At 41.5% G+C, this 13,708-nt stretch carries 13 protein-coding genes; 1 reads left to right on the forward strand and 12 read right to left on the reverse strand.

Annotated features, from left to right (window positions below; genetic code table 11):
* Nucleotides 1-6: 6 nt before the first annotated feature.
* The 6 genes from secD to LS71_RS06945 form a co-directional block, all read right to left on the reverse strand.
* Nucleotides 7-1,773 carry a protein translocase subunit SecD gene (gene secD, locus LS71_RS06920; RefSeq protein WP_034355524.1) on the reverse strand — a complete coding sequence of 589 codons (1,767 nt, stop codon included), beginning with the start codon at nt 1,771-1,773 and terminating at the stop codon, nt 7-9.
* Between the two features lie 2 nt (nt 1,774-1,775).
* Nucleotides 1,776-2,084, reverse strand: a complete 309-nt coding sequence (gene yajC / locus LS71_RS06925) for a preprotein translocase subunit YajC (protein ID WP_034355522.1) — start codon at nt 2,082-2,084, stop codon at nt 1,776-1,778.
* Between the two features lie 48 nt (nt 2,085-2,132).
* Complete coding sequence (gene nhaA, locus LS71_RS06930) at nt 2,133-3,452, reverse strand: sodium/proton antiporter NhaA (RefSeq protein ID WP_052058089.1); 1,320 nt, start codon at nt 3,450-3,452, stop codon at nt 2,133-2,135.
* Between the two features lie 16 nt (nt 3,453-3,468).
* Nucleotides 3,469-4,974 (reverse strand): Na+/H+ antiporter NhaA, encoded by a 1,506-nt coding sequence (gene nhaA / locus LS71_RS06935; protein ID WP_034355518.1) that lies wholly within the window; start codon nt 4,972-4,974, stop codon nt 3,469-3,471.
* A gap of 357 nt (nt 4,975-5,331) precedes the next feature.
* Nucleotides 5,332-7,542: a ferrous iron transport protein B gene (gene feoB, locus LS71_RS06940; RefSeq protein WP_034355515.1), complete on the reverse strand. Its 2,211-nt coding sequence runs from the start codon at nt 7,540-7,542 to the stop codon at nt 5,332-5,334.
* Nucleotides 7,543-7,785: 243 nt separating this feature from the next.
* Nucleotides 7,786-9,309, reverse strand: coding sequence for a flagellin A (locus LS71_RS06945; RefSeq protein ID WP_034355513.1), 1,524 nt, complete (start codon nt 9,307-9,309; stop codon nt 7,786-7,788).
* A 258-nt stretch (nt 9,310-9,567) separates the two neighbouring features.
* Here LS71_RS06945 and LS71_RS06950 point away from each other — a divergent pair, with 258 nt between their 5' ends.
* Nucleotides 9,568-10,029 (forward strand): acyl-CoA thioesterase, encoded by a 462-nt coding sequence (locus LS71_RS06950; protein ID WP_034355510.1) that lies wholly within the window; start codon nt 9,568-9,570, stop codon nt 10,027-10,029.
* Between the two features lie 24 nt (nt 10,030-10,053).
* Here LS71_RS06950 and LS71_RS06955 read toward each other — a convergent pair whose 3' ends face one another.
* From LS71_RS06955 to LS71_RS06980, 6 genes are read right to left on the reverse strand one after another with little or no spacing between them, the layout of a single operon-like run.
* Nucleotides 10,054-11,400: a DNA recombination protein RmuC gene (locus tag LS71_RS06955; protein ID WP_138109873.1), complete on the reverse strand. Its 1,347-nt coding sequence runs from the start codon at nt 11,398-11,400 to the stop codon at nt 10,054-10,056.
* Nucleotides 11,393-11,887 carry a cyclic pyranopterin monophosphate synthase MoaC gene (moaC, locus tag LS71_RS06960; RefSeq protein WP_034355506.1) on the reverse strand — a complete coding sequence of 165 codons (495 nt, stop codon included), beginning with the start codon at nt 11,885-11,887 and terminating at the stop codon, nt 11,393-11,395. The genes LS71_RS06955 and moaC overlap by 8 nt, the downstream gene beginning before the upstream one ends.
* A 38-nt stretch (nt 11,888-11,925) precedes the next feature.
* Nucleotides 11,926-12,456 carry a molybdopterin adenylyltransferase gene (mog, locus tag LS71_RS06965; RefSeq protein WP_034355503.1) on the reverse strand — a complete coding sequence of 177 codons (531 nt, stop codon included), beginning with the start codon at nt 12,454-12,456 and terminating at the stop codon, nt 11,926-11,928.
* Nucleotides 12,457-12,467: 11 nt separating this feature from the next.
* Nucleotides 12,468-13,019, reverse strand: a complete 552-nt coding sequence (gene mobB, locus LS71_RS06970; protein WP_034355500.1) for a molybdopterin-guanine dinucleotide biosynthesis protein B — start codon at nt 13,017-13,019, stop codon at nt 12,468-12,470.
* Nucleotides 13,006-13,455, reverse strand: a complete 450-nt coding sequence (locus LS71_RS06975; RefSeq protein WP_034355496.1) for a molybdopterin synthase catalytic subunit — start codon at nt 13,453-13,455, stop codon at nt 13,006-13,008. The genes mobB and LS71_RS06975 overlap by 14 nt, the downstream gene beginning before the upstream one ends.
* Entirely contained in the window at nt 13,455-13,679 is a 225-nt protein-coding gene (locus LS71_RS06980; protein WP_034355492.1) for a MoaD/ThiS family protein, read from the reverse strand. The genes LS71_RS06975 and LS71_RS06980 overlap by 1 nt, the downstream gene beginning before the upstream one ends.
* Nucleotides 13,680-13,708: the final 29 nt, after the last annotated feature.

The following is a 13,708-nucleotide window of genomic DNA, read 5'->3' on the forward strand; positions in this document are numbered from 1 at the left end:
TCCCTTTTATCCTTTAATCGCTTGTTTATCGTGCTCAAGCTTAATGCCAAACCACAGCTGCACATTGCCACTTTTTGTAATCCATTTCATAATGGCTTGATAAATGCCATGTGTGCCAACAATTGCGGTTAAAATCGAAGCCGTGATACCAATGCTCATAGTGATTGCAAAGCCCTTAATTGCGCCTGTGCCAAAAGCATAAAGCAATACTGCGGCAATAAGCGTGGTGAGATTAGAATCAAAAATAGCCCTTGAGGCATTCGCATAGCCCATTTCAATGGACTTTGGTATGCTAAAGCCCGCACGCAGCGCCTCGCGGATTCTCTCATTAATAATAATATTTGCATCAACTGCCATACCCACCGTTAGCACGATACCTGCCATACCCGGAAGGGTGAGTGTCGCGCCAAAAAGTGCCATAACAGCGATGATAAGCACAATATTCACAAGTAGCGCAATCACTGCAATAACACCTGCAAGCGAATAATAAAGCATCATAAAAAGCACCACTAGCGCAAAGCCGCTCACAAGAGCAATAAGCGAGGACTTTATAGAATCTTCTCCTAAGCTTGGTCCTACGCTACGCTTTTCAAGCACTTCCATAGGTGCTGGCAATGCCCCACTTTTAAGCGCGATAGCTAAATCGCCTGCTTTATCCACCGTAAAGCCTCCACTAATTTGCCCACTTCCTCCACCAATGCGCTCGCGGATAACAGGTGCAGAATGCACCTTGCCATCAAGGACAATCGCCATACGCTTGCCGACATTCGCTCCTGAAAATTCCCCCAAAATCTTAGCCCCCTTAGAATCTAGACTAAAATTTACAATGGGTTGATTATTTTGGTCATAGCCAGTGCGCGCATCTGTAAGCATAGAGCCATCAAGGATAGGCACGGCTTTAAGCAAGATGACTTGCTCGCTTTGTGTGCTTTGCTTTTGTAACTTTTCTGTGAGCGTGGCAATTTGTGCTTGAATGTCTGCATATTTGGGATTTGTAGAATCTAGCGCATGAAGTTGCTCATTTAAAATCTTAATGCTGCTCTCTAGATTCTGTATTTGTGGAGATTTCATAAAAGGCAAAATCACATCATTATACTTTTGAGCCTCAAGCTCGCTCATTGTATTGACACGCGCATTTCGCTCCTCATCTACTGCCATCATTTGCAAATGTGCGGGCTTAGCGATTAAATCCCTCACTCTCTGCTCTTCCTCAACGCTTGTAATGCCCGGCAGCTGCACGAGGATATTATCCTTTCCTTGCTGTGTTACGCTAGGCTCTCTCAAACCAAATTCATCAAGCCGATTGCGTATAGTTGCAATCGCTTGCTTAAGCGCGCCATCGCGTATTTCCTCTGTGTATTCTGCTGTAAATCTAATGGAGTAGTTATTGTTATTTTGCGTGATTTGTAAGCCATTAATTTGGGATAGAATCTTATCAAGCATAGGCTTTTCATCACTATCAACTAGCTCGAGATTTATGCTATCATCAAAAATTTTGAGATTATCAATAAGGATATTTTCTTTCTTAGTATCAAAAACAATTTGAGAAGCCAGCGAAGAAAAGCGTGCCTTGATGGCCTCTTGTGTTTTAACGCCTAAGAGCAAATTTAAGCCCCCCTGCAGGTCAAGTCCCAAAGAAATCTTGCGCCAGCCAATATCAGTTTTAATAAAAGAAGGCAGGCTTAAGGCAATGCCAAAAATTGCTGCAAAAATGAGTGCCAAAAGCTTATAATTAAAGCCCCTAGCAGGGGAGGGAGTGCGTTGTACTGCCATTGTTATGCTTGTGTGTCATCATTTTCATCAAGTTTATAGGCGATAAATTCTTTGGAAAGTTTAGCAATGGTATCATCATTAAGCCGCACGCTAAAAAAGGTCTTTTCAGGTTTAACAATCTCGCAGATAAGCCCGCCTGTGGTAATAATCTTGTCTCCCTTTTGCAATGCGTTTATCATTTCTTGATGCTTTTTGCGCTTGACATTGGCAGGACGAATAAGGAGCAGATAAAAAATAGCGATAAAAAATACGATAGGCAGTAAAGATATGAGCGTTCCTTGCACGCCACCTTGTGCAGCAGTTTCTTGCATAGCAGTCCTTTATGGTAAAGTTAAAGCCAGGATTCTATCTTAGAATAGCTAAGATTTAGCTTTGCTCATTTTGTGGTTAATAATTAAATACACGCTTCCCACAATCCCTGCAATACTTGAAGCAAGCAAGATTGCCACTTTTGCTACATCTTTTGCCAAAGGATTATTAAAGGCAATATTTGCCACAAACATAGACATTGTAAAGCCGATGCCTGCGAGCATTCCAGCACCAACGATATGACTCCAGCTCACACCCTGCGGGCGCGCGGCGATTTTGCACTTTTCGCATAAAAATGTAAGCCCAAATATTCCTAGCGGTTTGCCCACTATAAGCCCAAGCATAACGCCTAGCATAATATAATCCATATGAAAATCCACTTGCGCAGAAATCTCAACCCCAGCATTAGCAAAAGCAAAAAGTGGCATAATAATAAAGCCACATATAGGGTGCAAAGCATGCTCTAGGCGCAAAAGTGGATTTTGCACTTTGATAAAATCTCGCCTTGCCTCATCAATAGCCTCCATTTGCTGTGAAGAGAGAAGCATATTTTTGCGCTCTTTATCATTATTTGCAAAAATATTTATCATTTGTTGGACAATGCTAATAAATTCTTTGCTTTCAATTTTTGGCTTTACGGGGATACAAAATGCCAGCGCTACTGCTGCGATTGTAGCGTGAATCCCACCATGATGCACACAAAACCATAGCAAAATACCAACGCCCATATACGCGCCCAAATATCGCACTCCTAAGCGATTAAGGATAATAAGCGCAACAATAAGCAATGCTGCCATACCTAAAAATGAAAAATGTAACCCCTCCTCTGATGGATAAAACACCGCAATCACAATAATCGCACCCAAATCATCTGCTACAGCAAGCGTTACAAGAAATACTTTTAGCGCTAAAGGCACGCATTTACCAAGCAGTAAAATCACGCCCAAAACAAAAGCAATATCTGTCGCCATAGGAATACCAAAGCCATGATATGAAGGTGTATTCATATTAAGTGCGTAATAAATAATGCCCGGCGCAATCATACCTCCTAGCGCACCAATAACAGGGAAAGCTGCCTTTTGAAAGCCGGATAAATCCCCAAATAGCACTTCGCGCTTAATCTCAAGCCCCACCATAAGAAAAAAGACTGACATCAATACATCATTAATCCAATCATGAATGCTAAAGCCATAAAAATGCCCCGCAATACTAAAGCCAAAGTCTTGCTCCCAAAAGCTTTTATACATATCGCCAAGCGGTGAATTTGCCACAATCATCGCGCTAAGTGCGCAGAAAAATAAAAAAATACCGCTAAAAGATTCTGCGCGGATAAAATTGCTTAGAGCTTCTGAAATTCTTTGCTTTGCCACTTTTGCTCCTTTAAAATTAAATCACACTTTGTGTGTTTTTGAGTTTTTCAATTTCATCTTCTTCATTTAGGGTCTCTATTTGCTCACTTTGCTTACTTGTGCTTAGATATACAGCCAAGATTCCAAGTAAAGCGGCAATTGATGACGCCACAAGAATAGAAATTTTTGACATATCAATGCTCATTGTATCATCTTTGTAAGCAAGATTTGCCACAAACATAGACATCGTAAAGCCAATGCCTGAAATCATACCTACTGATAAAATATGCCCATAGCTTAAATCCTTTGGGCGCGTGGCAAGATTAAGCTTCTCGCCAACAAAGCAAAAGAGTAGCACGCCTATGGGCTTGCCCAACACTAAGCCCAAAGTCGTGCCTAGCATAACGCTATTTAGACTTATATCAACGCCGCTACTAAGCGAAACACCAGCATTTGCAAATGCAAAAAGTGGGACAAAAAAGTATGCACACAAAGGCTGTAGCGCTATCTCCAGTCGGATAAGCGGATTTTGCGCATAGCGTGAATATGTGCCTATGGTATCAAGCATATGCACCAGTTGGGAAGTTTTAGCCATATCAATCTTTTTTTCTACATCTTGATTGCCAAGCATAAAGTTTTTGATATTTTTAAAACTCCCTTTCCAAAATCCCACTTTCTCAATCTCGCGCGTGGCGATAACATCGTTCCAATCATTCGTAGCCACTTTCATTTTATCAAATTCTTTAAGCATATTGATAAAATATCTTTTATTTACGCGCGTGCGCCCCGGAATTGCCATAGCCAAAATCACAGCAGCGATAGTTACATGTATCCCACTATGATGCACACAAATCCAAAGCAAAATCCCCACTAAAAAATATAATGAGAGATGTTTGGTATCACGATAGTTAAGATAAATAAGCAGCGCAATAAGCACCAAAGAAGCATAAATCCACTGCATATTAATATTCTCACTATAAAAAATAGCAATCACAGAAATCGCGCCCAAATCATCTGCTACAGCAAGCGTTACAAGAAAGATTTTTAGAATCTTAGGCACTCTATCGCCAAGGAGCATAATAAGCCCTAGCGCAAAAGCTGTATCTGTGCTCATCGCCACGCCAAAGCCATGCTCATAGGCTGTACCAACATTAAAGTAGAGATAAATCATAACAGGGCATACTATACCGCCAAAAGCTGCAAGAAAGGAGAATCCAACCTTCTTAAAGCCCGCAAGCTCGCCATATAGCATTTCTCGCTTCATTTCCAAACCCACAAGCAAAAAGAAAAACGACATCAAAACATCATTAATAAACTCAAGCAAACTCATCTTAAGCGTGGAATCATCAAAAAACGCTCCAAATTCACTATGAAAAAAGCCAAAATACAAATCCGCATACGAGGAGTTTGCCGTGAGCATGGCTGAAGCGACACATAGCGCAAGCAAGATACCGCCAAATGATTCGTGCGTGATAAAGCGATTGAGGTTTTCTTGCAATTTGTCTTTTACATAAGAATGTCCGCTTGTCGCAGTCTCTGCCATAATATTTAGCTCCTTAAGAAAATGTGAATATTTAGGATTCTATAAATGCCTGTAAAGCTTTGAATATATTAAGCAAACTTTTAGCCCACCTGTCGTATTTGGGCGCTTTTGATTGGGTCTTAAACGCTAGATTCTATAATTCAGATTATGATGAAATGATTGTGAAATTTTCTAAGATTTTTGCAGGACTTTAGGGCTGCAACACAAAGCGCATTATACTTATTTGTCATAGGCTAGTCAAGCACTTTTCACGCGTTTTTAACTTAATATTCAATAAAATTTTTAAATTTATAGAATCTAGATTCTATAAATCGCGCTGCAATACCTTAGATTCTATATTTTGCTTAATTATAGAATCTAACCCATTAAAAATAATGTCAAATAATAGCCCATGAGGGCAAAAACATATGAAACTACGCTAGTAAAAATAAACAAATACACGATAAATCTTTTCCCTCCAGCCTCTTTACCAAAGACAATACTTGCGGCAAAGCAGGGATTGTAAAACATAATAAACAAAATAAATGCCACCGCACTTGGCAGGCTTATATGCTCTTGCAGCACATCGCGCAGTGGCGCATCATTATTCTCATCGACCTCATCGCCCAGCGCGTAAAGCACGCCCATGCTTGAAATAATAGTCTCCTTTGCCAAAAGCCCATTGAGCAAGGATACGGACATTTTCCAATCAAAATGAAATGGAGCAAAAATAGGTTGTATAAATTCCCCCACACGCCCCAAATAGCTTTGCTCAACAAAAGCTGCTTGGTATTTATGCTCATTATCAGCCATTTGCGCATTCACCTCATCTAGCTCATCTTGCAATGCTTTTAAATCTTGCTGCTTTAATTGCTCCTCTAAATCCTGCTGTTTAGCTAAAAGCGGCTTGTTTGCCTCCTGCATTTGCTCTTCTAATGCCTCATTTTTAGGAAACTGCGTGCCTGCCCAAATAATCACCGAAGCGAGCAGAATAAATGTCCCTGCCTTTTTAATATATCCCACAGCTTTTTGCCACACGCTAAACACCACAAGGCGCAGGCTTGGGCAGCGATATTTTGGCATCTCCATAACAAATGGTTCATCATCACCCCTAAATGCGGTAAGTTTTAGAATCTTAGCCATACACAAGCCCACAAATGCGCCAAAGATATAGATTCCATACAGCACATTCCCAGCAATTTGCGGAGAAAAAAAAGCTGCGGTAAAAAGCGTATAAACAGGTAAGCGCGCGCCACAGCTCATGAAATTAATAATAAAGAGTGTGAGCATTCTATCATTGCGATTTTTCAGCATGCGTGTGCTCATATATGCAGGCACAGAGCAGCCAAAGCCCGTTACAAGCGGAATAAAACTCTTACCATGCAAGCCAAATTTATGAAAAAAGCCATCGAGCAAAAACGCCACGCGCGCCATATATCCAGTCCCCTCAAGCAGCACAATGCCGCAAAATAGGATTAAAATATGAGGCAAAAAGCTTAGTACCGCGCCCACACCAGCTATAATCCCCCCTGAAAGCAAAGAGGCTAAAAATTCATTAGGCAAATACTCCTCTACCCACGAGCCAAGCGCTGCCATACTATCTTCTATCCACACCTTAGGGAATTCGCCTAGATAAAAGGTAAGTTGAAAAAGCAGCCACATGGAGAGTAAAAAGATAGGAATGCCCAAATATTTATTTAGGAAAATATTATCCAGCCTTTGCGTGATAGAGGGCTTTTTGGGCGGGGCTTTGCGCGTAGATTCTATACTTGCACCCTTTGCAAAGCTTAAAATATCATTATTAAAAATATCGCGCACATTTTTTTCGCCACTTTGGGCATAAAGCCGCTCAATGCACTTCTGCACAAAGCCACTTAGCTCCACCCAGCAGCCTTTATTATGCAATGCACCGCTCACATAGCTATCTTGTTTTAAAAGTTTAATGGCTACATCGCGCAGATTCTGTAATCCTGCGTGTTTTTGAGCAAGAAGCCACTCTATGTCCTCATAATGCTTTTGGGTAAGAAATGTCTGCAGATTGTGAATTTCTTGCTCCAAAAAATCAGCATACACGCGCTTGCTAGGCTTTGGCGCATTTAGGGCAACTTCAATAAGCTTATCAAGCAAAATATTAAGATTTTGCTTGCGGAACGCCGATACACTCACGCAATCCACGCCCAGCACATTGCCCAAAAACGCACTATCAATCTTAATGCCCTCATTCTCCGCCTCATCGCTCATATTAAGCGCTAAACACATACGCGTATTAAGCTCCAAAAGCTGCGTGGTAAGGAATAAACACCGCTCTAAGTTGGTAGAATCTAGCACATTTAAAATCACATCATAGGCTTCATTTTCTAAAAATTGCTTTGTTACGCGCTCTTCAAGAGAATAATCATTAAGCGAATAAGTCCCGGGCAGGTCGATGATGCGCAAGATATAGCCCTTATGCTCTATCCTCGCTTCAGCTTTTTCAATGGTTACACCGCTAAAATTCCCCACTTTTAAGTGTGCGCCACAAATTTCATTAATGAGCGAACTTTTGCCTACATTGGGCTGCCCCACGCATACTATGGTAATTGATTTCATTATGCACCCTCATTTCTTTATCTGGCATTGTAGCTTATTTTAAAAAATTAATAGTGCATAAAATTAGTATCTACTCTTAATTATAGAATCTAGATTCTATAATTGCGGCGTAATGGCGCAAAATACGCTAAAAATTGTAAGCCAAATGTAAAATATAAAATGAATTTGAAGCAGATTCTATAAAAGAGAAGATTTGAAGTAACCCTCCTTGAAAGCAAGGAGGGAAAGGAGTAAAGGCTTAAATTAGTTAAGCAATCTTAAGATATTTTGCTGAATAGCATTAGCTTGAGAAAGCGCGTAGCTACCAGATTGAGCAAGGATATTAAGCTTGCTAAATTCAGAGCTTTCAGCAGCAAAATCCACTTCGCGAATACCAGATTCAGCAGCCTTAACATTCACTTGAGTGATAGTGATGTTATTTACAGTGCTTACCATTTGCCCTTGCACAGAACCTAAGTCAGCTCTAATTTTATCAAGCATTTTTTGAGCAGATTCTGCAATGTCCATAGTTACCATAGCACCGCGTAGGCTTGTTACACCAGCACCTAAGTCCGCGCCACCGCTAGCGATTACAGCATTGTAGTTTGCACCAGAAGCAGACTTCACATCAGCGTTAAACACACCTGTTACATCACGGAGGTTTGCTGTAGTTTGAGCCACTTTTGTGTTATCTAGATAGCCTGTTGAGCTAATATTTGTCCCAGAAATCACAATATCGCGCGCATCTGTTCTTACTAGTGATAAGCGTCCATAGTTAGTTGAACCATTTGTGATATTTTGTCCGCCATTAAGCGTTGTAATCGCTTGTGGTCCTTGCCCAGCCACTGCGCCGCCAGCCTTTAAGTCAATACCACGTCCATCTGTGCTGCGTAGCATCAAGCGCCCAAGATTGTCTGTATAAGCCTCAACGCCTGTGTGCATTGTCGCAGCGTTAAATGCTTGCACCAAACGACCATCGCTATCGTTTTTCTTAATGCCAATCACATCTCCAATAGAGATACCATTAATCATAACGCCAGCCAAACTTCCTGAAGCAATAAAGCCATCTGAAGTAGTAATGGCATTAGCTTGAGCGCGAATACCTGTTTTATCAGAGTTTTTGTTAATTACTTCTGCCAAAACGCCTAGCCCTGTGCCAGCAGATGATGAAACTTTCACAGATTCTAAAGTTACATCATTTACACCATCTACATTTTTAAAAGTTACAGTTACTTCGCCAGAAGCTGTAACCAAAGCTCCAGTTTCAATACGCACTTGTCCGATTTTATCGCTTGTAGTCGCACCGATAGAAGCTTTAATAGATTGGTTAGAATACGCACCCACTTGGAATTCTTTGTTTGAGAGCGCACCAGAAAGTAGTGCCATACCGTTATAGGTAGTCGTATTACCGATATTGTCCAAACCTTCAATCAAACGCTTAATGTCCATTTGAATCATTGAGCGAGATTGTGTAGATTGCCCATCTTGAGCCGCTTGAACCGCTTTAGTTTTGATTGTATCAAGGATTTTGATTTGCTCATCCATTGCCTTATCCGCAATTTGGATAATCCCCATACCATCGTTTGTATTTCTAATCGCTTGTCCTAGAGAGCTTGCTTGAGAGCGCAAACTATCGGCGATTGCCATACCTGAAGCATCGTCTGCAGCCTTGTTAATGCGAAGACCTGAACTCAATTTCTCCATTGAATTTTTGAGGTTGTATTGAGTAAAGGTAGATTGAGCATGCGCATTGAGCGCGTTGATGTTAGTATTTACCTGAAAAGCCATGGTAACTCCTTTTTTGTATTTTCCTTAGGCGTCCTTGCCTTTGGTTGAAATACATATCGACTATGAAAAATTTTTTTTAATGTATTTTTTAGATTTTGTATTATTTTTAGAGCTTATCTATCCGCAAATATAGGCTAGGAGGTTACTTTTATGGATTTTTGGGGATTAAAGTGATAGAATCTACGCCATTTATTAGGTACTAAAGCGCATAATTTAAAGTTTAAAACAAATTTGCATTTATGCCTTAAGGAGGATTCTATGGAAGATATATTTGACCCTAAATCTTTAACAATGAGCGTGCTTGCCTCGCCAAATATGGCAAATTTTAGCGGCGTTATGCACGGCGGAGAGCTTATGAAGCTGCTTGACCAAGTAGCGTATGCATGCGCTACACGATATTGTGGCTGCGGTGTGGTAACTATTGGCGTTGATGGAATGGTGTTTAAAAACCCCATTCCTATAGGCTCTTTAGTGATTTTTCTAGCCTCTGTGAATTATGTAGGCACTACCAGTTGCGAAGTGGGCATAAAAGTGATAAGCGAGGATATTCAAAATCGCTTTGTATCTCACTGCAATAGCTGCTATTTCACTATGGTGGCTATTGATAAGCATGGTAAAAAGGTGAAAATCCCCCCGCTCACTCCCACTACAGAGATTGAAAAAAGGCGATTTGAGGCTGCCAAAAAACGCAAAGAATTTAGAGTTGGCATTAAGCCTTAGTTTATAGAATCTAGATTCTATAAATCACCCTATAGTTTCACCATCTGCAGGGTCATTGTCTGTTTTTGGCATATTTTCTAACTCGTTATTGTGAAGGCCAGCGCCCTTAAGCAGCCCATTAATCTCATCGCTCTTGTTGGCAATGCCCTGCCGCCCATTATATTTAGTCATCACATCATCATAAGTTTTTTGCAATGTGTTAAGATTGCCCCCTAACTTCTCTAGCACATTTTCAAAGCGCGTAATGCGCACAAACAGCTTTTGAATTTCTGTGAAGATTCTATCTACATTCTTGTTGCGATACTCAAACTGCCATAGATTATGAATAATGCGCAACACCGCCATAATAGTGGTTGGCGAAACAAGCACCACGCCTTTTTTATACGCCTTATCATACAAATTCATATCATACTGCATAGCCTCCAAAAACGCGCCCTCAATGGGGATAAACATCAGCACAAAATCTAACTTCTGCCCTTTTAGGTATTGTTGATAATTCTTTGCACTTAGCCCATTAAAATGCGCCTGCATGGAGGCGGCTAGCTCTTTTTGGGCATTTTGTCTCTCTATCTCATTTTGAGCATTGCAAATTTTTTCATACGCAATGAGCGAAGTTTTAGAATCTACCACCACGCACCGCTCCTCTCCACCGCTTTTGGGCAGCCTAATAATCGCATCGGGGCGCAAAATATTAGCCCAATCATCGCGCACACTGCTTTGCAGCTCATACTCTCGCCCTTCTTGCAAGCCACTATTTTCAAACACCCTCTGCAGAATAATCTCCCCCCAATTCCCCTGTATCTTATTTTCGCCCTTAAGCGCATTTGTGAGATTATGTGCATCACTTGAGAGCTGGACATTGAGCTTATTTAACTGCTCAATCTGCGCACTAAGCGTAGAATGCTGCTTTAAGGCATAGAGATGATTATCTTGGAGCTGCTTTGTAAAGCGCGTGATTTCATCTTGCAAGGGCTTTAAAGAGAGGAGTTGGGTTTGGTTAAAGCTTTGTGTATTTTGGCGCAAAATATCCGCGCTCAAGGCTTTAAAGGCATTTTTTAGCTCCTCTTTGTATTTGTCTTGCTCCGCCTGCGTGTGAGTAAATCTAGTCTGCAAGTTTGCAAGCATATTTTGCGCATTTTGCCTCTCCTCTTGCAAGCGCGCTTCATAAGATTGGCTCAAATCATTTATGCGCTGCGTGTGAGCAGATTCTAAAGCATGGAGCATAGTTTTGGCTTGCGTGAGTTCAATGCTTAGCTGCTGGATATGCTCTTGCAGTTTTGCTTGCACTTTTTTTGCACAATATGCCTGCCACACATACGCGCCTAACGCCCCGCACAACACCCCACAAATAGCGCATAAAACACTAATCATCACTCACCTTTATATCTTCACGCACAAAATCCCCGCTCTTGCCTCCGCTCTTGCGCTCTAAGCGAATAGAGCTTATCTCCATAGTTTTATCAATGGCTTTAAGCATATCATAGATGGTAAGTAGCCCTACACTCACACCACTTAGCGCCTCCATCTCCACGCCTGTTTTGCCCTCACACTTCACAAGCACACCAAGCTTAATGCTATGATGTTTAGAATCTAGGCTTATATCCACATCAATTTTATTAATGATAAGCGGGTGGCACATGGGAATAAGCTCGCTTGTCTTTTTACTGCCCATAATAGCAGCAACAATGGCAGTTTGGGTGATTGAGCCCTTTTTGCCGCTATGATTTAGAGCTGCCTCAAAAGCCTGTGCGCTCATAGTGATAATACCGCTTGCGTATGCCTCCCGCTGCGTGATGTGCTTATGGCTTACATCAACCATTGTGGGATTATGTTGGCTATTAAGATGCGTGAGCTGCATATAATCTCCTTATGTTTCATAGAATCTAGAGCAAAATCCTAGCCCTTAGGGCGAAAGGCTTTGATATGCTCCTCATTGGCATAAATATAACTCCCCTCGATTAAATCAATGCAATAAGGCACAGCGGGGAATACCGCCTCAAGGCATTCTCTAATACTCTTTGGTTTGCCCGGGAGATTGATGATAAGCGATTTACCCCTAATGCCCGCACTTTGGCGGGACAAAATGGCTGTTGGCACATATTGCAAGCTTACACTGCGCATAAGCTCGCCAAAGCCGGGTAACATTTTTTGGCATACATTTTGTGTAGCTTCTGGCGTTACATCGCGCTTTGCCGGTCCTGTGCCGCCTGTGGTTACAATCAAATCACAACCCTGCACATCGCTAAGCTCCTTCAAATAAGATTCTATAAGCTTTTGCTCATCGCTTATAATATGATAAAAATACTCGCAAGGATTGAGGATAAACTCCCCCAAAACCTCCTGTATAGCCTTGCCTGAAATATCCTCATACACGCCTTGAGAGGCTCTATCGCTAGATACTAAAATACCAATTTTTATAAGCTGCATACATACTCCTTTTATAAATTCACATCAATATAGCGCGCAATGTGAGCAATATGATTTATATCTAAAATTTTTATATGCGAGGGAATGATATGCGCATTTTTTACACTCTCATCAATAGCAAACGCGCTTGCATAGGGAATATATATAGAATCTACCTCCCCGCGCGCCACTACAATGCGCCTAAGATGCGCAATATCTCCGCTTAAATCCCTAAGTCCTTCAATAAAAATATAATCATAATCCTTAAAATCCGCAAGCAGCGCATTAAGCGCGTTTTTTTGCGTGAGTGTGGCATTGCTAGATTCTATCTTTGCTTGCATAGTTATGCGCGTGGGAGAAATGACTGCCACGGCGTTTGCGCGCTGAAAAAATTTATAGCTATCCTTGCCTTGCGTATCAAAGACTGCTTTATCCTTTGGGTCGTGCTTAATCACAGCAATTCGCGCCGTGTGCTTTTGCGCGCTGATATATTCACAGAGTTTGCAAATAAGCGTTGTTTTGCCGCTATTACTTCTCCCGCTAAATGCCATAACAATCGGGCTATGTGCCTTATTTTGCGCCATTGCCTAAAATCCCACTGCCGCTTAAAGCCTTGCTTCGCTCTTTGGCGTAGATTCTATGATTATTTATTACATCATATTTCCAAATAGGTGCATTTGCCTTAAAATCCTCTATAAACTCCTCATACAGCCCTAGCGCACCCCTGCGATTAGGCGAGAGTATCCCACACATATATGAGCTTTGCCCACATAGCACATCGCCTATGCTATGCGCCATATAAAGCTCTACATTATCCTTATTTGCACGCTCCTGCCAAGTGTCAAACCATTTTTGCAAAAGCGGCTCATATATATCAAAACTAAGCGCGCTTATATTATGCTCTGCGCGCACAATGCCCGTAAAAATACACAGCGCCCCTGCATTGCGCTCCCGCGCGTAGTCCTCCCATTTGGCGTAGATTCTATGTGTGGGCAGCGCTCCTTTAAAAAGCTCAAGCATTAGCCACCACACACCGGCGGAAGTAAAAGCACTTTATCTCCATTGTGCAGGGGATAGGAAAGTTCTTTAATAATTTCATCATTGACTGCTACGGCACTAATATCAAGCCAAGATTGCAAGCTTTCATCTTTGCTAAGAATATCCTTTAACTCCTGCAATGTGCTAGCCTCCACCTCGCGCGCGGGAAAATGGCTCATGGGTCCTAGAAATTCAACGCTAATCATTAGCACTCCTTTAAATTAATTAATAAAAT

It is taken from the genome of Helicobacter jaachi (assembly GCF_000763135.2).
In the GTDB taxonomy this organism is placed as follows: Bacteria; Campylobacterota; Campylobacteria; order Campylobacterales; family Helicobacteraceae; genus Helicobacter_C; species Helicobacter_C jaachi.